Below are 22,867 nucleotides of genomic sequence, written 5' to 3'. Positions count from 1 at the left end.
GTCGAGTCAGCGGTGTGCGTGGACCGAGAGGTAGTCACGGGCAATGCCTGAACCGATCTGTTCGAGGAGGCTTTCCGCGTTGGCCATGCTGTTGCGTTCATCGGGTTCGAGATCGGTGAGGGTGTAGACGGCGCCGAGTCCTACCGCGTGCGCGTCGTCGGCGGTGACGAGGGAGCGACCTGCCACGGCAACGGTGGGTACCCCGACCTGCCGGGCGGCCCGAGCGACGCCGACTGGCCCCTTACCGCGCAGACTCTGCTCGTCGAGGGAGCCCTCACCGACGACGACAAGTGCCGCGTCCCGCACGACGTCCGAGAAGGAGGTGAGTTCGAGGAGTAGTTCGATGCCTGAGGTCAGCCGCGCCCCGAGTACCGCGGCCATTCCGAAGGCCAAACCGCCTGCCGCCCCGACACCGGGTGAGTCTCGTATGTCCCGGCCGACTGCCGTAGCGACCACGTCCGCCCAGCGACTGAGGGCGTGATCGAGGTGGGCCACCGTGTGGAGACTGGCGCCCTTCTGCGGCGCATACACGAACGCCGCGCCGTGCCGCCCCGTGAGCGGATTGTCGACATCACACGCAACGATCAACTCGACATCGCGTAGACGAGGATCGAGTGCGTCGACGCACAGGACGTGCGCCTCGGACAGGTCCTGTGCGCAGGGGTAGATGGGGTCCCCGTCGGCGTTGAAGATACGCGCCCCGAGCGCGGCCAACGCCCCGGCACCACCATCGGTGGTCGCACTGCCTCCGACTCCGAGCACAATCCGATGTGCGCCGCGGTCGAGGGCGTCGACCATCAACTGCCCGACACCGCGGGTGGATGCTGTGCGCGCTGTGGTGCGCGTCGGGCCGCCGGAGCCGAGGTGGGCCAGCCCTGCGGCAGAGGCCATCTCGATGACTGCGGTGTTGCCACGCAGCGCGTAGGTGGCGGTCACCGTCTGCTGCAGTGGGCCGGTGACCGAGCAGGTGACCGGTGCATAGCCTTGTCGGATCATCATCTCGACCGTGCCCTCCCCACCGTCGGCGACCGGGAACTCGATCACCTTCAGATGTGGTGCAGCGGAACGCGCACCGCGTGCGAGGGCGGCCGCAGCGTCCGACGCAGATGCCGACCCCTTGAACTTGTCCGGGGCGATCACCATGTGGCCGGTGCTGTTGTGTACTGGCGGACTAATCACGAGTTCACCTTCGGTCTTCGATTGTGCCTGGGTCATCGTTGCCTCAGAACGCCACTGACTGCACGGCGATGATGGCTTTGTCGTTCATGGTCTTTACTCCTTTATGGGACTCGGTCTGGTGGGCGTGCTGGCAGGCAGGACCTGGATGGCGCCATCGCGGCCCGGTATGCGGCGTCGTGATCACGGTCATCCCACGTGTGCGGTGGTGCGGGCTTCGTCGAGCTCGGAATGCGGGCGGCTGCGGGGTCGAGAACTATCCACCGTTGCGGCCTCCACCTCGGTGATGGCATCAGGTTCGCCGGGGGCAGATCCGACGACGACAAGTTCCCCAGCGGCCCAACGACTATTGACCGCGGCGATCCAGATGGATGCCGCTTGCGGCTGCGTGGAAGGGGCACCCGAACAGCTAGTCAATCCTCGAGGATTCGAGTTCTGCCGGCGACGCGCATCGCAGCCCCCCCAGCGCTACGTGGGAGGCGAAGCCGACCCGGCACCGACCCGTCCGCGCGGCGTTGCCCGCTCGTACCCACTGCCACCGCCGCGCGATGGCCGTCCTCACCGTGCACCTCCTCGAGCGTCGATCTGATGCATCGACGGTAGGTGTGAGCCAGATCATTAAGCAACGTTAAGTGGCCCGTTCGGGCCGGTCGCCAGCAGGACGGCCGTCCACCATTCGCAGTGATGGCAGCCACTTCGGCGAGAGCAAATGATGTGCGCCACAACTTAATGTTGCTGATCGTGTCCGGGCGGTTCTAGCGTTTCTGCCGATATCGCGACGGCGACCTCCGTCGCCTCGATCCTTCACCGACCGCGAAATGGAGTACCCATGCTCGACATCAGTTCGGCCAGAGTTTCGTCAAAACCTAAGAGTGCCAGCATGAGCTCCGACTACACAATTGACGTCGTTGTGGACGTGAAGACCAACCTCGGGGAGGGACCGCTATGGGATAGCGAGCAGCAACTGCTCTACTGGATCGACAGCGCAGAGGGCCGAATCTTTCGTTCGACGGCAGAGGGAGCCGGCATCCGGGCCTGGGAAGTGGGGCAGAAGATCGGCTCCATGGCACTCACGCGTGACGGTGCCGGCGCGATCGTCGCCCTCGAAAACGGACTCTGGAACCTCGATCTGACGACGGGACATCTCACCGCCCTCGTCGATCCCGAACCAGACCTTCCGAACAACCGGCTCAATGACGGAAAGGTCGACCAGGTCGGCCGTTTCGTTTTCGGGTCGATGGACCCCCTCGAGGATTCGCCCACTGGCAAGCTCTACAGTTACAGCCCCGACGGCTCGCTCGCCGTCCTGGATGAGGGCATCACCGTCTCCAACGGTCCCTGCTGGAGCCCGGACGGCAGGACGCTGTACTTCTCCGACACCTGGTCCGGCGAAATCTGGGCCTACGATTACGACCTCGACACCGGCAAGGTCGCCAATCGTCGCACCTTCGCGCAGGTCGACACGAGCGATGGAGGTGCCGCGGACGGGGCCACCGTCGACGCGGACGGTTACTTGTGGCAAGCCCTGGTCTACGGCGGCAAGATCATCCGATACGCACCGGACGGAACGGTCGATCGCATCATCGACTTCCCGGTGCTCAAGCCGACCAGCGTCATGTTCGGCGGACCGAACCTCGACACCCTGTTCGTCACCTCGATGGCCAAACCGCCGCTTCCCCGCTTCCCCGACGACGGGCAACTGCGCGGATCCCTGTTCGCCATCCACGGACTCGGCGTACGCGGCGTCCCCGAATATCGTTTCGGCGCTTGAACGCCCGGCACCCCCACCAAGGAAGCATCATGGCACGCACGTCACGGCGCGGATCGCTGCGCAGCACCCACAAGTACTCCTGGATATCACTGGCCGTGTGCTGGCTGATCTGGGTCCTCAACGCGTACGACCGCGAGATCATCCTCCGCCTGGGACCCACGATCTCCGAGCAGTTCGGTCTCAGCCCGGAAGCGTGGGGTGCGATCGCTTCGCTGATCATGCTCGCACTCGCCATCCTCGCCATTCCCGGATCGACGCTGAGCGACAAGTACGGCGGCGGCTGGAAACGCGCCCGGTTCCAGGTGCCACTCGTGATCGGGTACACGGCGCTCTCGTTCGTCTCCGGATTCAAAGCCGCGAGCTCGCACCTGGTCGCCTTCATCGCCCTGCGCGTCGGCGTCAACCTGGGCGCGGGCTGGGGCGAACCTGTCGGTGTCAGCAACACAGCCGAATGGTGGCCCAAGGAACGCCGAGGTTTCGCCCTCGGTGTGCACCACACCGGATACCCCATAGGTTCCCTTCTCAGCGGCTTCTCCGCAGCGGCGGTACTTTCCATGTTCGGCCCGGACAACTGGTCGTACACACTGTTTCTGGGGCTGCTGATTGCGGTACCTCTGATGATCTTCTGGGGCAGGTATTCCACCAAAGACAAGATGGATACCCTCTATGACCACATCGGAGCGCAGGGACTCACCCCGCCTGATCGCGACCACGTGCACGTACGCGCCGACGGCGATCGCGGGCCGATCGCAGCATGCTTTCGGGAGCGGAATATCAATCTGACCGCGCTGACCACTCTGCTCACCCAGATCGTCTACATGGGCATCAATGTGGTACTTCCGGCGTATCTCTACAACATCGTCGGACTCTCGCTCGCCGAATCAGCCGGACTCAGCGTCGTCTTCGCCCTGACCGGCACCCTCGGGCAAGTGCTGTGGCCGACTCTGTCCGACGTCATCGGACGCCGCACCACGATTGTGATCTGCGGGATCTGGATGGCTGTCAGTGTGGCCTGTTTCTATCTCGCGACCTCCTCCCTCCTGGTCGTTGTCGTCCAGCTGGCGTTCGGGTTGGTCGCCAACGCTGTGTGGCCCATCTATTACGCGGCGGCCTCCGACGCTGCACCCGAGGGTGCTGTTTCCACCGCGAACGGCATCATCACCACCGCCACCTTCATCGGCGGCGGGATCGCTCCGCTGCTCATGGGCAAGCTCATCTCTCTCAGCGGTGGTTGGAGCGCACACGCTGGGTACACCGTCTGCTTCTTCGTCATGTCGGCGTGCGCGTTGCTGGGAGTGCTGTTCCAACTCTTCACGCGACGTCCGCGTCCACAGAACTCGGGGAAGCAGGACAGCCCGGATTCGGCACAACCCACCATGGCTTTGTAAGGCAAGAACTTACGTGTCACACCGGTTCGGTAAGTGGGGGTGCCCGAGAGTCGCTGATCGTCGATGTCAACGGCAGCACCGCGACCCGGGGAGCACGAACGGCACGACGCCGGCGCCCGTCCGCAGTCGGTGACTGTGTACCGGCGCCGGCCTCTTCTCCGGTCGCATTCCAGAGCCGAGTCGTGACAAAGCGGCGAGTCGAATCTGGTGCGACATCGTGCCGGAACCTGCACCGGGTGTCATGCGTTATCGCCGAGCCGGGACAGCGCGGGTAGCCCCGGTGGCGAGCGCGCGGTGTTCGTCACGACTACGGCTGTGTGCCTGCGATACCAGTTCGGGGAGATCGATGACGGTGTCGGCCCAGGCGTGGAGAAGTCGGTGGTCGTGGCTGACGGCGAGGATCCCGAGAGTCGCATCAGCTTCTTCTGTGAGGACGTGGACAAGCGTGGCGGTGGTAGCGGGGTCGAGCATGGCGGTCATCTCGTCGCAGATCAGGTATCGGGGTCGTTGGATGAGGGCACGGGCGAGGCAGGCTCGCTGCAGTTGTCCGTCGGAGACCTGATGGGGTTGGCGTTGCAGTAGATCGGCCGTGAGACCAACCCGCAGCGCCGTGGTATGAACCGTGCGTGCCCGCTGGCCTGCCGGGGTGCCCGTGACAGCAAGCGGTTCTGCGATGATGCGTTCGAGTGTCCACCGCGGTGAGGTCGCCTGCCGAGGTGATGGGAACAGCATCGCGATGCTCCTCTGGCCCCTGCTACGCCATCGACTGGGTGGGGTAAGGGGAAGTCCGTCGACGGTGACTGTCCCCGCGGAGGGCGGGTGCAGGCCTGCGAGGACACGGGCGAGTGTCGTTTTGCCGGACCCGGATGGTCCGGTCAGGCCGACGACGCTGCCGGCCGGGATCGTCAGGTCGATGTCGGTCAGCAGGGAATCTCCCGGGGTGTGGCCGACGGTGATGTTGTGGGCGCGCAGGCTCACCGGGGGGCTCCGATCAGGCGGCGGATCGCATGGTCGCCGTGGTAATCGAGGGAGGTCGGTGCACCGGACAATAACGAAACCGGGTAGTGCGGGTGAGTGACACGGTAGTGCGGGAGATTCGTAAGTTCTGGCGGCATCTCGGGTGGCGGGGTGAGTCCGTGCTCGGGCAACGCGGCGAACAGGGCGCGGGTGTAGGGGTGCCCGGGATCGTCGAGCACTGCTGTGGTGGAGCCGGTTTCGACGATCCGGCCGGAGTGCATCACCGACAGGCGGTCGGCGTGCGTGGGCAGCGCCGCTAGGTCGTGGGTGATGAGCAGGACAGCGGCTCCGGTGTGTGCGCAGTCGTCGAGGAGGTCGAGGACGTGTGAGGTCAGTTGGGGGTCGAGGTTCGAGGTGGGCTCGTCGGCGACGATGACCGCTGGGTCCCCGGCGAGCGCGAAGGCGATCGCGGCGCGTTGGGCCATCCCCCCGGACAGCTGGTGCGGGTACAACGCCGCCACGGCGTCGGGTAGGCCCACCCGGATCAGCAGCGATGTCACGGTGTGTCGGGAGTGGAGGTGATGGAGGGTTTCGGTGAGTTGATCGCCGACCGTGCGCACCGGAGTGAGAAATGTTGCGGCCGATTGCGGGACCAGCGCGATGCGGCGGCCGCGAAGCCGCCGCCACTGCTTCTCCCGGGTACCGACGAGTTCGGTGGGTGCCCCGTCGCCGCCGGAGAGGGTGACGGTTCCGGTGGCCGTCGCGGTGGCCGGGAGCAAGCCGCACAGCGTCGCAGCGATGATCGACTTGCCGCATCCGGATTCGCCCACCAGGGCGTGTACCTGTCCGGCATCGAGGCGGAGGTCGATATCGCTGACAGCGTGAACAGTTCCGGCGCGGGTGGGGATCCGTACGGTCAGCCCGCGTGCCTCGACAAGCGCGGTCGTCATCGTGGACTCCTTTCCATGATGGGTGGGTTGACACGGTCGCGCACCGCGGCCCCGATCCCGGCTACGGCGAGGGTGGTGAGGAGGAGAAGCAGAGCCGGGAAGGTGAGGGTCCACCAGCCGCCGAGGAGCAGTGAGGACCGGGCCTCCTGCAGCAGCGTGCCGAGTGAGGGGCGGTCCGGTGACAGTCCGAGGCCGAGGAACGACAGTGTGCTCTCGTGCCAGATCGCGTGCGGCAGGAGTAATACCACCGCGATCACGGTTTGACCTGCGGCGGCCGGCATGAGGTGGGCTCGCATGACCTGCGCGCGGGTGGCGCCGGCGAGGTACGCGGCGTCGACGAAGGCGCTGCCGCGAACGGTGAGGACCTCGGCGCGAGCGATGCGGGCGACCTGGGTCCAGTGGGTGAGCGCGATCGACGCGATGATCGCGGCCAGGTTGCCGGGGTAGAGGGCGACGATGACGATTCCGAGGAGCAGGTGCGGCATGGCGTTGATCCCGTCGACCGTACGCATGGCGAGGCGATCCGCCCACCCTCCCACAGCGGCGGCCACGACCCCGACCGTAGCCCCGAGTGCCGCGGAGGCAAGGGCGCAGACAGCGGCGATCAGGAGCGAGATCCGCAGGCCGGCGGCGACGCGGACGAAGAGGTCCCGGCCCGCGATGTCGGTGCCGAACGGGTGCGACCAGGACGGAGCCTGCCTGGCCGCGGAGAAGTCGGTGAGCCGGTCGTCCACCCCGGCGAGCCATGGGACCAGCAGCGCATACCCGCCGATCACCGCCAGGAACGCCACCCCCAGCCACAGTGTCAGTCCCCCTGATCGGAGGAAGGGTCGATCAGGCATCAGGGTTCACCCTCGGATCCAAAAGGGTGTACGCGATGTCGGCGAGCAGTGACCCGACCAGTACGACCAGTGTCGTTCCCAGCGTCAGTGCCGCCAGAAGCGGGAAATCCAGCTCACGGGCGGACGTGACGACGGCTCCGGCCAGCCCAGGCCAGGAGAAAACCTCCTCGATGATCACGGCGCCGACGATCAGTTCCGGCAAGCGCAAGCCGATCACGGTGGCGAACGGGGCGAGCGCCACCGGAACGATGTGCCGCCACAAAATCACCGCACTCGGCAGACCACGGGCCCGGGCGCCGAGCACCGCATCGGAGGCGGCGGCAGCGCGCACGGACTCACGCACCGACAACAGCAGCCACGGCATCTGTGAGAGCGCCAACACCGCTGAGGGCAGAACGAGATGACGAACAACCTGTCCCACCGTCGGTGCGACACCGGCGTCGGTCAGCCCCGCCACCGGTAACCACCCCAGAGTCAGTGCGAACACGGCAACAGCGGTGAGGGACAGCACGAACGGGGGCACCGCCTGCACCATGGTCGCCGATCCCGTGATCAACCGGTCGACCAGCCCGCCAGGGCGGGCACCAGCACACACTCCGAGCAGTAGTGCCGCGCCGATCGCGGAGGTCAGGCCGACACCGGTAAGCAGCAGTGTCCACGGCAGTCGTTCACCGATCACCCCAGCGACCGGCTGGGAAAAGCTCCGCGACACACCGAGATCACCGGTAACCAGGTCGGACAGCCACTGCCCGTACACCTTCCACCACGGTTCGTTCATGCCCAGCTCGGCCGCGATCCGGGCCTGGTCGGCGCTCGAGGTCGTCAGATAGCGGTCGCCGAGGTAGCTCGCCAATGGATCGAACGGGGACCGGGACGCGACCGCGAACAGCACGGCAGACACAATGCCGAGCAGCGGGACAGCGAAGGCTAGTCGTCGCAGCACCATTCGCCTGACCTTCGCCCGCCGATTGATCGGCGCAGGAACTGGCGCACCGCTGCCGGTGGGCGGTGCCGCGGTGCGGGCGTTCACGGTGACACTCACCGGCGTGTCCAGACGCGCAGATTCCACCACGGCCCCCAGTTCACGCCATGACTGTGCGGTTCCAGAACGGGGGTCGATCCGGTCCAGACGTTTCCGCGTTCGATGTAGGTGTGGTCGAGGAACACCAGCATCACGTAGCCCGGATCGGCGACGTATGCGGTCTGTGCAGTCCGGTAGTCGGCGGCACGTGCCTGCGGGTCCAGGACCCGGCGGGCATCGTCGAGTGCACGGTCGACAGCAGGGTTCGCATAGTCGGAGGCGTTGTCGTAGGGGGATCCGGCACCAGGCACCGCGAACCGTGAGTGCAGCGTCGAGTACACCTGCGGATCCGGGTCGAACGGCAGGTCACCACCACCGAGCAATCCAGCCTTGCTCGGCAGCTGATCCGGGAAGGCGGAACGGTCGACGGCTTCGACGTCGACCCGGACACCGAGCCTTTCCGCGTCGGAGACGAACGCCTGAGCGAGGTCCCGGCGCAGGGTGTCCTCGGGGAAGTACATGATCGTGAACTCCGCACACACACCGCTCTTCGCGCGGATACCGTCGCTGCCACGCACCCAGCCGGCCTCGTCGAGTAGTGCGGCAGCGCGGGCCGGGTCGTACGGGAAGGTTGCGGTCGGTTCGTAGGCGGCGCCGTACACCTCGGGGATCGGTGTCGAGGCGGGCCGGCCATACCCACCGAGGATGTGGTCGACCATGCCCTGCCGGTCCACCGCCAGGTTCAGAGCCATTCGCATGGCGGGGTCTGCGGTGACAGGGTTGTCGGCGGGTAGTGTGACCCCGCGCCAGTCAGCGGACGCGTTCACCCTTACCTGGTACCCCGGATTGTTCCGAAAGGTGTTGGCCAGCAACGGTGGGACGTTTGTGCCGTCGAGCTCCCCGGCCGCCATCCGCTGCGCCCGGGCGTTGTCGTCCGGCGCGTAGATCACCGTCAGCTTCTTCACCTGCGGTGCGCCGTCCCAGTAGTCCGCGTTGGCCTCGTACACCGCCTGGTCCGGCCTCGAGGAAATGAGCTTGTACGGGCCGGTTCCGACGGGGGCGGTATTGAGGGTGGACTCTTCGGCGCGCCCGCCGGACAGTCGCTCGGCCGGAGCGATTCCCAGGAGCATCTTCGTCGGCCACGCCGCGTACGGGTACTCGAGGCGGAACTGTACCGTCGACGGATCCACGGCGGTCACCGCATCGATCATGTCGAGGCTGCTCAGCAGCGGTGACGCGGACCGTGGATCCAAGATGGCGTCGTAAGTCGCCGCGACGTCGTACGCGTCGAGCCCGGTGCCGTCGGTGAAACGGACCCCCTCACGAATCTTGACGGTCACGAGCAGTCCGTCCTCGCCGACAGTGGGCATGTCCGCGGCAAGCGCCGGTTCGAAAGTCGGCATGCCCTCGCCTCCGACGAGGCGAAGCAGGCCGTCGTAGATCTTCGACTCTCCCGCCTCCCCGTGACCATTGGCGGGGTTGTAGCCCCCGAGTTCGTAACCATCGGCCAACACCAGGGCATCCGAGTCGGACGGGACCCATTCCCCGGGAACTGAGCAGCCGCCGATAGCCAAGGCGGCGGCCACCGTCGTGGTGATGATCAGCGGTCGACGTCGGTGACCGGTCACAGTCAGTCTCTCCTTTTCGCATGAGCGCGGCACCGCCACCCAACATGTGCACATTTGTTCAGATATTCAGGTGTTTGCGCCGGGTTCGGCGGAAGGGTGGCGGCCCGGGCCACCCAATCCGCGGGTGTTCGAGTCCCCACAGGGGTGTACTGCCCTGACAAGGGAGGGCACCGTCGCGGATCTCGAGATCCGCGACGGTGCCGCACTCGCGCGCTTCTACGAACGGCCGCCGGCGGCGGGTACGGACCGGCGAAGGGCGGGTGAGTCCCCGAGTCGGGCCCGCATTCGTTCCAACTGCACATACGCGGTGTTCCGGTAGGCGACCAGATCCTCCTGCGCCGTGGAATCCAGGTCGAGAATTCCACGCCCGGACTTGATGCCGAGGTTGCCCTCGGCGACGGACTGTGTCAGCACCTCCGGTGTGGCGAATCGCTCGCCGTAGGCATTCTCGAGCGTACGGAACGTGTCTTTGTAGACGTCGAGGCCTGCCATGTCTGCGATGGCGAATGGACCGAAGAGCGAGAGCCTGAAGCCGAACGAATTCGACACGATCGCATCGATCTCCGACGCGGTGGCCACGTTCTCCTCGAGCATCCTCGCCGCTTCCTTGTACAAGGCGTACTGAAGCCGGTTGGCGACGAACCCGGGGCTGTCGGACACGGTGGACGGGTGCTTGCCCACTGCTCGGATCAGATCGGAGGACAGGGCGACGAGTTCGGGCCGTGTCGCCTGGTGGGGAATGATCTCGACGCAGGGGATGAACGGCACCGGGTTCATGAAGTGCACTCCCAGGAAGCGTTCGGGGTTGGTCACTCCTTCTGCCAGTGACGTGATCGAGATGGCGGAGGTGTTGGTGCCGATCACCGCGGTCTCATTGGCGCCGGAGATCCTTCGCAGCACATCGAGCTTGACGGCCGGGATCTCGGGAACCGCCTCGATGACGAAGTCGGCGTCCGTGACTGCGGATTCCATGGATTCGGCCGCGCCCAGGTTGGCCTGGATTGCTGCGGCCGAACCCTGTGGCAGCAGGTCCTTGGACTCGAATTCGAGCGCCTCGGCATGGAGTCGGTCCCGCGCCGCCGAAGCGGAGGCGGCATCGACGTCTGCGATGCTGACGCGGTAGCCGTGGGCGGCGCAGATCTGGGCGATGCCGCCGCCCATGTACCCGGCTCCGACGACAGCAATGTGTCGAATTGATTCTGTGGTCGTCATCGACCGTCACCTCTCACTGAGTGCGGATGGAAGAACCATCCATTTGATTTGTCATGGGATCGGATGACCCCGCGTCGGCGTCGAGCCGGTGTTGGTGCGAGTGCAGGTGCTCGGCGACGAGCACCTGCACTCGGTCGGCCGCGACGCGGACCGGAACGCCGGTCGCGGCGGCTACCTTGTGCAGGTCGTCGTGCTCGGGCTTGGCCCGGTGCGGGCCGACCTTCACCCGTACCGGAATCCCGTCGACGTCGACATGGATCCACGTGCGGGGCAGCGTTCGGCGATCAATTGTCGTGCGCCGAACTCCCAGCGTTCCAGTCCTGCTGAGCAGACATTCCTCGACGGAGGCAACGGAGGGCGGACGGCAGAGGGCCGAAATCACGTGTGCCGGCCGATTCTTCTTCCCTACCACCGGTGCGATCCAGGCATCGGCCGCACCCGAGTCGAGTAGTTCACCGACGAGTTGTCCGAGGACCTCGCCGGTGACGTCGTCGACGGTGGTCTCCAGCATCACCATCGAATCGACGACTGCATTGCGTGCCACCTTCGAACCCAGCACCGCGGTGAGCACATTCGGCCGACCAGGGGTATCGCGCGAACCCGCGCCGTAGCCGACGGCGTCGATGGTCATTTCCGGAACCGGTCCGTAGCGTGCTCCCATTGCGGAGAGCAGTGCGGCGCCGGTGGGTGTCACCGTTTCGGTGGGTGTGTCGATGCCGATGACGGTGGCGCCCCGCAGCAGGCCGAGGGTTGCGGGTGCAGGCACCGGAAGCATTCCGTGCGCAGCCCTGGTTTGACCGATGCCGAGCCCCACGGCACCGGACCACACTTCGTCGATGCCGAGCGCGTGCAGCGCCGCCGCGACGCCGACCGTATCGACGATGGTGTCGACACCGCCGAGTTCGTGAAGGTGGATGGATTCCACTGGTGCACCATGGATCGTGGATTCGATCTGGGCCACCGAATCAATTGCCGTGACAGCGAGGTCCGCCGCCGCGGAGGGTTGCGCTCTGCGGGCCATGTCCAGGAGCTCGGCAGCGTGTCGTTCGGTCACGATCTCGTCGACGTCGACAACGGCGTGCAGGGCACGTACACCCTGTCGCTCGACGGAGTCGGTCGTCAGATTCCAGCCGGTGATTCCCGTCGAGTCGATCGCCGAACGAACCTTGTCGATGGGTGCGCCGAGATCGAGTAGCGCACCGAGCAACATATCGCCGGAGATGCCGGCTATGGGGTTGAGCCACAGGATCATGATCGTCCGTTTTCGTGGGCGCGGGGCCGACAGCACAGCATCGACAGGCGGTGTGCCGCCATGGCGGCACCGAACCCGGAATCGATGTTGACCACGGTCATACCGGCGGCGCAGGAGGTCATCATCGCCATCAACGCGGTGATTCCCTCCAGCGCCGCGCCGTATCCGGTGGAGGTGGGGACGCAGATCACCGGTGCCGCAACGAGCCCACCGAGGACACTCGCGAGGGCTCCTTCCATGCCGGCCACGACGACCACGGCGTCGAAACGCCGGATTTCGTCGATGCGCGCCATGAGTCGATGCAGGCCTGCGACTCCGACGTCCCGCACATCGGTGACCGCCAGTCCGATCGCTGCCGCGACCGCGATCGCTTCCGCGGCGACGGGCCCATCGGCCGTCCCGGCGGTCACGACACCAAGGGTGAAGCTTTTGCGCCGCCCGGCGGGGCGCCACACCAATAGCCGTGCAAGGTGGTCGTAGACGCCGTCCTCGACACCCGCCATCACCTCGGCGGCGACATCGGGCGGCACCCGGGTGACCAGTACCGGACCCGAATTGGTCTCGAGCAGGAGCCGCACGATTCTCACGATTTCGGCGACCGTCTTGCCGGGTCCGTAGACCACTTCGGGCAAACCTTGTCGCCGTTCGCGATCGAAGTCGACCGTGAAGTTCTCAGCTACGGGGACACTCATCGCGACACCGGCGTCAAGGACAGCAATGCGTTCATTCCGCCACTGCGCAGACCGCCGAGGTCGAGGGAACCGAACACGAAGCCGGCACTGCGCAGTGCCGTCAGGATGTCGCCGCGACGTTCGAATGCACTGGTCAATTCGGTGTCCGCGATCTCGACGCGGGCCAGTGTGCCATCCGCGTGTGCGCGCACCCGGAATTCGCGAAAGCCGAATTGGCGCAATGACTCTTCTGCCCGTTCGATGCGCCCAAGAAGTTCCGGCGTGACGTTGTCGCCGTACGCGATGCGCGAAGAAAGGCATGCCGCGGCGGGCTTGTCGGCGGTTGCCAACCCAAGTTCTCGGCTGATGAAGCGCACATCGTATTTGGTGAGTTCCGCGTCGACCATCGGGAAGATCGCACCCCGTGCGACCGCGGCAGACTGTCCTGGCCGATGATCGCCGAGGTCATCGAGGTTGGTTCCCAATGCCATCCGCGCACCCATCATCGAGGCGAGTGGAATCAACGCGTCGAACAGGGCGGTCTTGCAGTGGAAGCAACGGTTGCCGGTGTTCGCAACGTAATCGGGGTTGTCCAGCTCGTCGGTGCAGACCTCGACGTGTGGGATGTTCTGCTCCCGCGCGAAGGTCCTCGCGGCCACCCTCTCCGATGCCGGAAGGCTCGCAGAGACGGCCGTGACGGCCACTGCCCGATCACCGAGCGCGCGATGGGCCGCAGCGGCAAGCAGTGCGGAGTCGGCGCCGCCGGAGAAGGCGATCAGTAGCTTGTCTTCTTGACTCAGGCGAGCCATGAGTCGGGCGAGTAGTTCACTCATGAGTGTGTGCCTCGATCAGGTAGGGGATCGTCTGCGGGCCCTCGGGGAGAACGCAGACCCGGGCATCGGGCCCGACGGCGGCCAGTTCCGCTTCGACTGCCGCGGCGATGTCCTCCACCAGGAACAGGTGTGCGGTACGCAATTCCTCGTCCGACAGATGTGTGGTGTGCATGCCGACGCGGGCGGTGGCGAGCAGGCGCGCAAGTACCTGTACTTGCCACTGATCGGGGACCGTTTCGGTGCGCGCGGAGATCGCCGCCAACAGCTCGGCCGGGGTCGGCTCCGACGCCAGGACCTCTCGGAAAGAACCGTGATCGGGAAACCCGTCACTGCATTCGGCCGCGCAGATGATCAGTCCGCCCGGTTTGACCACCGTAGCGGCGGCGGTCATCCCCTTGACCGCCTGGTAGACGCTCTGGTCGAGCGGGAAACCCGCGTTCGTCGTCACCACGACGTCGTACAACTGGGGGACCGGGCACATGGACAGTTCATGGACCACGCCGCGTGCAGCGGCATGCATGGCGAGCAGTTCGCCGCCGAACGCGGCGATCACCTTCTGCTCACGGTTGAGCACCACATCGAACGCGAAGTCGACGCCGGTGCCGTGGGCGATGGCGCGAATGTCGTCATGTACCGGGTTTCCCTCGCACACCGCCCATGTGGCACGGTCACTGCCGATCCGCGCGGCGTTGTGCAGTGTCAGTACCGTCTCGAGACCGGCCAATCCCGGAGCGACCAGCTTGGGACCACCGCTGAACCCGGCGAAGAAGTGAGGCTCGACGAACCCTGTCGTGATCTTGATGTCTGCGTCGACCCAGTGGCGGTTGAGCCACACCGGAACACCGTCGCCGTAGGTACCCATCCAGGCCAGGGACTCGGTGTCGCGTGCATCGTGATTGACGATGCGCATCGTGTCGACCAGTTCGTCGCCCAACATCTGCCGCAGTTCGCTGTCGGTGTTGCCGCGGTGGGTCCCAGTTGCTACCAGCAATGTGAAGTCATCACGGGATGCAATGCCGTCGAGTTCGGCGAGGAGTGCTCTCACCATGAGTTCGCGCGGTTGCGGTCTGGTGAGGTCGCAGAGCGAGACCGCGATACGCTGCCCGGGTGTGACGAGGTCCCGCAGCGGGCGGCCGGACACCGGCTTTGCCAGCGCGTCACGCAGGGTCGAGGCGGGGTCGACAGCCGCCTCCAGGAATTTGGGAGCGACGACGGTGGTGCGGTCGGACGGAAAATCTACCGTCAGTCCCGTGGAACCGTACGCGAGGGTCACCGGCAGAACCGCACCCGGTTGGGTCGTAGTCAACAGTTTCTCCTTTGTTGCGATCCACGATCAGATGCACAACGGCATGTCATTCGATAACTTGGATTCTTCAGAGTCCAAACGAGAGCGGCGCTGCCCGTAATTAATTCGTCGTGAACGAGTGGTTGGGTGTCATCGTCTGATCAGAAGGCGACTTTGTCGGCGCCCTTGAGGTCGAGCATTTCACGGGCTTCGTCCGGTGTTGCCACCTCGAAGTTCAGGGCCTCGAGAATGGTTCGGATGCGGGTGACCTGTTCGGCGTTGGAGGCGGCCAACTGGCCGGGTCCGATCCACAGTGAGTCTTCCAATCCCACACGCACGTGGGATCCGATGGCGGCACCGATGGTCGCCAGTGGCATCTGATTCCGGCCTGCACCGAGGATCGACCATTCGTAGCTGTCGCCGAGGAGCCGGTCTGCGGTTCGCCGCATGTGCATGAGATCTTCGGGATGTGCGCCGATTCCGCCGAGAAGCCCGAATACGGACTGGACGAAGAGCGGTCCCCGCGCCAAGCCGCGGCCGTGGAAGTGGGCGAGGTTGTTGAGGTGCGAGATGTCGTAGCACTCGAACTCGAACCGAGTGCCGTTGGTGTTGCCGATCTCGAGGATGCGCTCGATGTCCGCGAACGTGTTCTTGAAGACGAGATCGCGTGACTTCTCCAGCGCGTCGCGTTCCCACTCGTTCTTGAAGTCCGAGAACCGGTCCAGCATGGGGTACAGGCCGAAGTTCATCGAGCCCATGTTCAACGAGGCGAGCTCCGGGGAGAATGTGGCCACCGGTTTCATCCGCTCCTCGACGCTCATGTGCGGCGAGCCGCCGGTCGTGATGTTGATGACCGCGTCGGTGTTTGCCTTCAGCTTCGCCAGGATCGGTTCGAAATGCTTCGGGTCCTGTGAGGGCCTGCCGTCTTCGGGATCACGGGCGTGCATGTGAACGATGGCCGCGCCGGCCTCCGCTGCTCCGATTGCCGCCTCGGCAATTTCGTTGGCCGTGACGGGAAGGTGCGGGGACATGCTCGGGGTGTGGATCGCGCCGGTGACAGCGCTGGTGATGATCACTTTGCGTTTGCTGGACATGGTGTTTCCTTCTCTGATGTCTGAGGTGGTCAGAAGAGCTTGTCGGTGTTTCCGTCCACGGCCATCGCCTGGCCGTGGACATTGCGGGCCAGTCCGCTCGACAGGAAGACGGCCATGTTCGCGATGTCGGTGGCGTCAATCAGGCGTCCGAGCGAGGACTGTCCGCGGTACAGGGCCGCCACCTCATCCACTGGCCGGCCGACCATGTCGGCTTTCGCCGCGATCACTGCGTCGATACGGGGCCCGTCGACAGCGCCGGGACAGATGGCGTTGACGCGGATGCCCTCGGCGCCGAGTTCGATCGCCAACGACTTGGTGAAGCCGATGACGGCCCACTTCGATGCCGAATACGGGCTGCGGCCGGCCATGCCGAGTCGGCCGGCGGCCGAGGACATGTTGATGATCGAGGCCTCGGATGATTGCCGCAGGAGGGGGAGGGCACGCTTGACGCAGAAGAACTGACCATGGATGTTGACATCGAACGTGGCCTTCCACGCGGCCGAGTCGAGGGAGTCGACAGGACCCGTCGGTCCTGCGACCCCGGCGTTGTTCACCAGCACATCCAGTCCGCCGAGGTTGTCGACCACGGATGTCATCAGGGTGCGGACCTGGTCCTCGTCCGACACGTCACTCACCGCAGCGACGAAACCGGCGGCCTTGGCGTTGTCGACCACCACCGGATCGATGTCGGTGACGAAGACGTCTGCTCCCAGACTCTTGAAGCTTGTCGCAATGGCGAGGCCGATGCCTGCCGCGCCGGCGGTAACGAGTACTCGTCGTCCGGAGAAATCGAGGGCGGAAGATGTCATGGTGCACAGGCTCCTTTATGTTTGGCTGCGTGGTCCGCAGGAATGGTGCAGTAGTGAATGGAGATTGCCGCCCGGCTAGTGCGCGGCGACGGCAGCCTTGCCTGGGTCCTGGGTTCCCATCTTGAGGCCCAGTGTCAGCAACGCTCCGACGGTGCACATTCCGGCGACGAACCACAGTCCGTTGAGTTTGCTCCCGGTCGCCTCTTCCACGAAGCCCATGACGTACGGACCGACGAATCCGCCGGTGAGGCCGATGGTGTTGACGAATGCCAGTCCGGCCGCCAGCGCCTTCCCGCTGAGCCGCGTAGCAGGATATGTGAACAGAATAGGCTGCAGTGCAAAGAAATTGAAAGCTGCGAGGCAGAATCCGATGAGTCCGACTATCGGACCCCCCACCGCGCCGAGGGTGAACCCTGCTGCGACTCCCACCATGGTGCACGTGGCGATTTTGCGGGACCGGCTGCCGGTCGTCGCCAGTTTGGGCACGGTCAATGCGCCGATGCCGCAGAAGATCCACGGAACTGCGGTCAGCAACCCGATCTGGATGCTGGTGAGAGTTCCGTACGTGCCGATGATGGAGGGCAGGAAGAAGCTCAGTGAGTACACCGCGACCTGGTGGGTAAAGTAGATGGCGACCACGAGGAGGATCTGGCGGTCCTTGATGATGTCGCGAAGCCGGGAATTACCAGCCGCGTCAGCTCCGGCTTGTTCCTCGGCGGCGATTCGTGCTTCCAGATCTTCGGCCTCTTCGCGAGTGAGGAACGTTGCCTGAGTTGGCTTGTTGGGCAGCTTCTTCCAGACCACAATGGCAAGCAGGCATGCGGGCAGGCCCTCGAGGATGAACATCCACTGCCAGCCGTGCAGGCCGCCGAGGCCGTCCAGCGTCAGCAGTAGCCCGCCGAGCGGTGCGCCGATGACATTGGCGATCACGACACCCAGCAGGAAGACGCCGATGGCCTTGGCTCGATCCTTCACCACGAACCACTGCGTCAGAAAGTACATGACGCCGGGGAACAGGCCGGCTTCGGCGATGCCGAGCAGCATACGCAGGATGTAGAAGGACCATTCGCCTTGGACGAGCGCCATGGCGGCGGACAACAGGCCCCAGGTGACCATGATGCGCGTGATCCAGAATCGGGCCCCGACCTTGTGCATGATCAGGTTCGACGGGATCTCCGAACATGCATAGGTGAGGAAGAAGAGTCCCGCGCCGATCCCGTAGGCGGTGGCTGAGATCCCGAGATCGATCTCCATTCGGTCCTTGGCCATGCCGATATTGGATCGGTCGATGAACGCCAGAACGTACGCGCCGATCAACAACGGCATCAAGTGCCTGGAGATCACCTTGCTGATGACCTCGGGGGGTCTCTTGGTCGTGGACGTCAGGATGTCGGACATAGGATTTCCTCTGCAGTGTGATGCGTGCTGGATGCGCGTGTGAGGTCGGCGCTGGGGGGGAATGAGTCCTGTCGTTCTAGTGCGCGTCTGAGATGCTTTGATTGGCCGGCTGGCAGCCGCAGGTTCGGCCCACAAACATGCGGTGCTCGCAGATCACTTCCCGGTGGGTGGATCGAGGATGGGTAATCTGATCGAGCAAAAGATCGAAAGCCCGCTCGGCCATCTCTTTCATCGGCTGGACCACGGTGGTCAGGGAGATCAGCGCGGATCTGCTGTGCGGAAGTCCGTCGCCGCCGACTACGGCGACATCCTCGGGTATCCGCAGGCCCAGCGACAGCGCATGCTCCATGAATCCGATCGCGATCTCGTCGGAGCCGCACACGACGGCGCGTGGTGGGTTCGACGAACCGAGCAGCGACGCCGCGGCGATCCGTCCTCCCTCGTTGTCGAGTCGGGTGCTGATCTTGCGCATTCCCGAAACGTCGACTCCGGCTTCCGCGGCGGTCCTTACGAACGCTACCTCCCGTTCGAGAGAGGCGGTCGAGAAACGGGGTCCGATGACGGTCGCTATCTCGGTATACCCGTGCGCAAGAACATGGTTCATCAAATCAGTGGCCGCCGCATCGAAGTTGATTCCCACGAAATCGCTCTGAAGATGATGGGATCTGCGCGACAGGCAGACATACGGTATGCGCTTCTGGCGAAACACCCGCAGAGCGCGAAGATCCTCACGGAGCGAGGCGGCGATGATGACGCCGTCGACGTTGCGTGCAGCAAGAGTGGCGGCCACTTGAGCGAGGGTGTCGGGATCGTCCTGTGTGGTGGCGACGAAGACGTCGATGCCCTCTTCCCGGGTGGCGGAGATGATGTGCTGAGCCCATCCCGTGTACATCTGATTGACGATGTTGGGGAGAATCAGACCCACCACGCGAGTCAGTAGCGGATCTCTGCGCTGCCCGCCGACCGGGCGGTATCCCAGTTCGGCGGCCGTCTTGATGATCCGTCGGCGCGTCTCGACGGAAACACCACCACGCCCGTTCATCACGTAGCTGACGGTGGCGGACGAGACGCCACAGGCCCGCGCGACGGCAGCCGCCGAGACCTTCCGGGGAGTCGTTGCCGAATCGGCGGTCTCGATCTTCACTGTGCCTCCCTTCGCCGGGGTGATTGGACGATTAAGTCCTTTCGTAAGTGACCTCCATTACAGTCGCAACCTAAAGCTTTAAGCAACGTTAAGTTCGAAGGTATTTTTCGATGCGAACCGAATGTGCACGCCACGGCGTCATGGATGGCTGGTTCTGCTTACATCTCTGGCCGTATCGACCCAGGTAGAGTGCGCAAGCTGTCATCCCTGAGGCACGCGCTCGGACGCCACACCGGTCAGATGTAGTGCCAGCCACCGTGCGCTCGCCCGGCTCCTCCAGGTCGAGTACGCGATGCGGAGCAGGTTCGCTGTGCGGGTTCGAACGAAGCGAGTCGCGGACCCGAGACGATGCACACACCCGCTGGTAGGAGGAAGGGGCGGTCGAATCCGGCGGCTCAGGCTCGCTGTCTCCCCAAGGTCCTCGACGGTAAGGGGCTACCGCAGGCCCGCACCTATTCGCGTCGGGCGGTCGTGTCCCGCACCTGGATGCCGTAGGGCAGTAGTTCGTTGCGTGGGGGACTCTCGTCGCCGGCGATCCGTTGGAGAATCATGCGCGCGGCCCGTTGGCCCATCAGGTCGCGCGGCACCGTCACGGTGCTCAACTGCAAAGGCCCTGCGCTCGAAAAGCTCATGTCGTCGAATCCCGTCAGAGCCACATCTTCGGGCACTCGTTTGCCGATTTCTCGGCAGACGTCGAGAACGCCGAGGGCGATGAGGTCGTTACCGCAGACGATCGCGTCGGTTTCGGGGTGTTCGGCGAATAGTGCTCGTGCACGCTGTGCTCCGGAGGCGCGGGTCAGTTCCCCCCACAGATCGGGTTCGTTGATCGCCTGCACGCCCGCTTTGGCGAGGGCGTCGCGGTATCCGCTCATGCGATTGGCGGACACGCTGGACGTGCCGGGACCGCCGAGGATGGCGACCTTGCGTCGGCCGGTGGCGACGGCGTGCGAGGCCATCTCGAACGAGGCGGAGTAGTCGTCGATGCCGACCCAGTCGGAGGGCTCGTTCTCGATCTTGCGGTAGAGCTGCACCACGGGGATATTCTCGTGTCGGAGCTTGTCGAGGAGCGGCTTGTCGTCGGCGACGAGCGAGGTGAAGATCAGGCCGCTGCAGTTCCGATCGACCTGTGCCAGCGCGACATCTGCCTGACGGGAGCCATCCACGCCGACGTGGGAGACGAACACTTCATAGCCCTCTTCGGCGGCGGCGGCGATCACACCCCCGGCGACCTCGGTGTAGAAGGGGTTCGCGATGTCGGCGAGGAGTAGACCGATCGCTTTCGTGGTGCCCGAGCGTAGTTCCCGGGCTATTCGGCTGGGTCGAAATCCCATCTCGTCGGCGATGGTGAGGATTCGTTGGCGTCGCTCCTCGCTTACCCCGGGAGCCCCACTGAGTGCGTAGGAGACCGCCGCGGACGATACCCCCGCCTTACGAGCGACATCGCTCATCGTCACGCGGCGAGGACGGCCACCGACGCGACGGTCCCCGCTCTGGGGCTGAGTGGTATCGGTCATACCCGACAGCTTAGTCGGTTAAGCACCGAGGGGCATCGAGGCGGACGCACCGTCCGGCGGGATGATGATTCGGTTAAGCCAGTATAAATGCCTGCTTCGTCGAACGTTTCGCCTGGCGGATTCTGCCGACCTCCGAACGTATAGCCAGATAGGGGCGTGATGTTCCCCTGTGTCATTCCGTACTTGTGCGCTGGAGCACAACGATGTACCGTAACTTATGCGATTAAGCGAAAGGAGAGCATCGTGAGTTCCACTGTTGAGATGAAGAACGAAGAGGCTGTGCCCTACACGGGTCCGAAGCCGTACGGGATGAGTGACGATCTGATCGTTCCGGGTGCATTGGACCTCGAGTGCGACGAGCGGCTGTGGGTTCCGCAGTCGCAGGATGTCGAGTTCCGCCCGCTGGTGTTGTCGGCGAGCCAGGGCTACTTCGTGAACATTCTGCGGGTGCGCCGCTCGGGCATCTTGTCCCGACACCGGCACGCCGGTGCGGTGCACGCCTTCACTCTGCGGGGTCGTTGGCACTACCTCGAGTACGACTGGTGGGCAGAGGAGGGCACCTACGCCTTCGAGCCGCCCGGCGACATCCACACCCTCGAGGTCCCCGAAGACGTGACCGAGATGGCGACCCTGTTCCACGTGAGCGGCGCGTACATCTACGTCGACGTCGACGGCAACACCGTCGGCATCGAAGATGTGTTCAGCAAGATCGACAAGGCCCGCGCGCACTACGAGAAGATCGGTCTCGGCGCCGACTACGTCGACCGCTTCATCCGCTGACACTGCGGCGGACACCGCCCGACATGGCGCAACCACACCGAGTGCCCTCGGCACTCGGGGGCGGTGTCCGCCGGCGCCCCACCCTCTCATCCCTGAGCCCGGCAGCGGGCGAAAGTTAGCAGGTTCCCCATGCGAGCTCTGACCAAGAGAAGCGCCACTCCCCACGACGTCCTGGTGCAGGACCTGCCCAAGCCCGAACCGGGCCCGGGACAGGTGCGGGTACGCACCGAGGCGTGCGGGCTGTGCGGCAGCGACGTGCACGCCTGGCGCCACGACACCGGCTACGAATGGATTAACCCCCCAGTCGTGCTCGGACACGAGGCGGTCGGATACGTCGAAGCCCTCGGCGAGGGCGTCGACCCGACCTGGATCGGCAAACGCGTTGTCCCCGTTGCCATCGACGGCTGCGGCGTGTGCGATCTGTGCGAGCGCGGTTTCCGGCAGATCTGCCCCCGGCGCACCGTCCTCGGATTGTCCTTCGACGGCGCCGCCGCCGAATCGTTCGTCGTCCCCGAGGTCCGCCTCGTCGAGGTCGACCGGCATCTGCCTGCGTCGACCCTGGCGCTGACCGAACCACTGTCGGTCGCCTGCCGCGCGGTCGCGCACATCGAGAACGCCGCCGACGGCCCCACCCGGGTGGTGGTATCCGGGCCCGGACCGATCGGCACGATGGCCGCCCTCGTCCTCGCCCAACGCGGCCACGATGTCGTGCTCTCCGGGGTCGGCAACGATGAGAACGTGCGATTGCCGCTGGCCCGCGCGCTCGGTCTGCGCACCGTGATCGCCGGCCGGGACGCGCTGCCTTTCATTCCCACCGCCTGGGTCGACGCCTCCGGTTCGACGGCAGCGCTCGATGCTGCCATCGCCGCGGTCCTGCCCGGCAGCCCCATCTCCGTCGTCGGCCTGTTCGCCCGCACCGGACCGGTCGACTTCAACGCCGTCACCCGCAAGGAGATTCGTCTACAGGGCAGTTACGGATCAACGAAGGTCGACTACCGGGCCGCTGCCGACGCGATGGCCGCCGACCCGACACCGTGGCCCCGGCTGGTGACCGAAATTTCCCTCACTGATGCGGCTTCGGCGCTCGAACGCGCCGCGGCCGGTCACGACATGAAGGTCGTGCTCGTCCCATGACCACACCG

The 22,867-nt window shown here is 65.1% G+C and carries 20 protein-coding genes; 4 read left to right on the top strand and 16 right to left on the bottom strand.

Annotated elements, in window-relative coordinates; genetic code table 11:
* Positions 1-6: 6 nt before the first annotated feature.
* Positions 7-1,179, bottom strand: coding sequence for a glycerate kinase (locus tag CJ177_RS41750; protein WP_257014948.1), 1,173 nt, complete (start codon positions 1,177-1,179; stop codon positions 7-9).
* A gap of 877 nt (positions 1,180-2,056) precedes the next feature.
* Between CJ177_RS41750 and CJ177_RS41745 the strand changes: the two genes are divergently transcribed.
* Positions 2,057-2,947 carry an SMP-30/gluconolactonase/LRE family protein gene (locus CJ177_RS41745; RefSeq protein ID WP_179443413.1) on the top strand — a complete coding sequence of 297 codons (891 nt, stop codon included), beginning with the start codon at positions 2,057-2,059 and terminating at the stop codon, positions 2,945-2,947.
* Positions 2,948-2,976: 29 nt separating this feature from the next.
* Complete coding sequence (locus CJ177_RS41740) at positions 2,977-4,335, top strand: MFS transporter (protein WP_095870505.1); 1,359 nt, start codon at positions 2,977-2,979, stop codon at positions 4,333-4,335.
* 246 nt (positions 4,336-4,581) lie between these two features.
* On the opposite strand, the gene CJ177_RS41735 is transcribed toward CJ177_RS41740, so the two are convergent.
* The 15 genes from CJ177_RS41735 to CJ177_RS41665 all read right to left on the bottom strand — a co-directional run bounded on the left by CJ177_RS41735 (position 4,582) and on the right by CJ177_RS41665 (position 20,945).
* A complete protein-coding gene (locus CJ177_RS41735) occupies positions 4,582-5,313 on the bottom strand; it encodes an ABC transporter ATP-binding protein (RefSeq protein WP_095870504.1) in 732 nt (243 codons plus the stop codon).
* Positions 5,310-6,242 (bottom strand): ABC transporter ATP-binding protein, encoded by a 933-nt coding sequence (locus tag CJ177_RS41730; RefSeq protein WP_095870503.1) that lies wholly within the window; start codon positions 6,240-6,242, stop codon positions 5,310-5,312. The genes CJ177_RS41735 and CJ177_RS41730 overlap by 4 nt, the downstream gene beginning before the upstream one ends.
* Positions 6,239-7,084 carry an ABC transporter permease gene (locus CJ177_RS41725; protein WP_095870502.1) on the bottom strand — a complete coding sequence of 282 codons (846 nt, stop codon included), beginning with the start codon at positions 7,082-7,084 and terminating at the stop codon, positions 6,239-6,241. The genes CJ177_RS41730 and CJ177_RS41725 overlap by 4 nt, the downstream gene beginning before the upstream one ends.
* Entirely contained in the window at positions 7,077-8,030 is a 954-nt protein-coding gene (locus tag CJ177_RS41720) for an ABC transporter permease (protein WP_095870693.1), read from the bottom strand. The genes CJ177_RS41725 and CJ177_RS41720 overlap by 8 nt, the downstream gene beginning before the upstream one ends.
* 92 nt (positions 8,031-8,122) lie before the next feature.
* Positions 8,123-9,733, bottom strand: coding sequence for an ABC transporter substrate-binding protein (locus CJ177_RS41715; RefSeq protein WP_095870501.1), 1,611 nt, complete (start codon positions 9,731-9,733; stop codon positions 8,123-8,125).
* 216 nt (positions 9,734-9,949) lie between these two features.
* Positions 9,950-10,945 carry a 3-hydroxyacyl-CoA dehydrogenase family protein gene (locus CJ177_RS41710; protein WP_095866372.1) on the bottom strand — a complete coding sequence of 332 codons (996 nt, stop codon included), beginning with the start codon at positions 10,943-10,945 and terminating at the stop codon, positions 9,950-9,952.
* Between the two features lie 13 nt (positions 10,946-10,958).
* A complete protein-coding gene (gene larC, locus CJ177_RS41705) occupies positions 10,959-12,197 on the bottom strand; it encodes a nickel pincer cofactor biosynthesis protein LarC (RefSeq protein ID WP_257014947.1) in 1,239 nt (412 codons plus the stop codon).
* On the bottom strand, positions 12,194-12,889 hold the full coding sequence (gene larB, locus CJ177_RS41700) for a nickel pincer cofactor biosynthesis protein LarB (protein ID WP_095870500.1): 696 nt from the start codon (positions 12,887-12,889) through the stop codon (positions 12,194-12,196). Before larB ends, larC begins: the two co-directional genes overlap by 4 nt.
* Positions 12,886-13,701, bottom strand: coding sequence for an ATP-dependent sacrificial sulfur transferase LarE (larE, locus tag CJ177_RS41695; protein ID WP_095870499.1), 816 nt, complete (start codon positions 13,699-13,701; stop codon positions 12,886-12,888). Before larE ends, larB begins: the two co-directional genes overlap by 4 nt.
* Positions 13,694-15,007 (bottom strand): nickel-dependent lactate racemase, encoded by a 1,314-nt coding sequence (gene larA, locus CJ177_RS41690; protein ID WP_257014945.1) that lies wholly within the window; start codon positions 15,005-15,007, stop codon positions 13,694-13,696. Before larA ends, larE begins: the two co-directional genes overlap by 8 nt.
* Before the next feature lie 140 nt (positions 15,008-15,147).
* Entirely contained in the window at positions 15,148-16,080 is a 933-nt protein-coding gene (locus CJ177_RS41685; RefSeq protein WP_095870497.1) for a 3-keto-5-aminohexanoate cleavage protein, read from the bottom strand.
* Positions 16,081-16,109: 29 nt separating this feature from the next.
* Positions 16,110-16,889 carry an SDR family oxidoreductase gene (locus tag CJ177_RS41680; RefSeq protein ID WP_095870496.1) on the bottom strand — a complete coding sequence of 260 codons (780 nt, stop codon included), beginning with the start codon at positions 16,887-16,889 and terminating at the stop codon, positions 16,110-16,112.
* 75 nt (positions 16,890-16,964) lie between these two features.
* Complete coding sequence (locus CJ177_RS41675) at positions 16,965-18,287, bottom strand: MFS transporter (RefSeq protein WP_095870495.1); 1,323 nt, start codon at positions 18,285-18,287, stop codon at positions 16,965-16,967.
* 76 nt (positions 18,288-18,363) lie between these two features.
* Entirely contained in the window at positions 18,364-19,431 is a 1,068-nt protein-coding gene (locus tag CJ177_RS41670; RefSeq protein ID WP_095870494.1) for a LacI family DNA-binding transcriptional regulator, read from the bottom strand.
* Between the two features lie 452 nt (positions 19,432-19,883).
* Positions 19,884-20,945: a LacI family DNA-binding transcriptional regulator gene (locus CJ177_RS41665; protein WP_095870493.1), complete on the bottom strand. Its 1,062-nt coding sequence runs from the start codon at positions 20,943-20,945 to the stop codon at positions 19,884-19,886.
* Between the two features lie 243 nt (positions 20,946-21,188).
* Between CJ177_RS41665 and CJ177_RS41660 the strand changes: the two genes are divergently transcribed.
* Positions 21,189-21,725 carry a 2,4'-dihydroxyacetophenone dioxygenase family protein gene (locus tag CJ177_RS41660; protein WP_054245771.1) on the top strand — a complete coding sequence of 179 codons (537 nt, stop codon included), beginning with the start codon at positions 21,189-21,191 and terminating at the stop codon, positions 21,723-21,725.
* 129 nt (positions 21,726-21,854) lie between these two features.
* On the top strand, positions 21,855-22,859 hold the full coding sequence (locus CJ177_RS41655; protein WP_095870492.1) for an alcohol dehydrogenase catalytic domain-containing protein: 1,005 nt from the start codon (positions 21,855-21,857) through the stop codon (positions 22,857-22,859).
* Positions 22,860-22,867: the final 8 nt, after the last annotated feature.

It is taken from the genome of Rhodococcus sp. ACPA1 (assembly GCF_002300195.1).
Taxonomy (GTDB): domain Bacteria; phylum Actinomycetota; class Actinomycetes; order Mycobacteriales; family Mycobacteriaceae; genus Rhodococcus_F; species Rhodococcus_F opacus.
The sequence above is the reverse complement of the archived record's forward strand: the minus strand, read 5'-3'. Positions and strand labels throughout refer to the sequence as shown.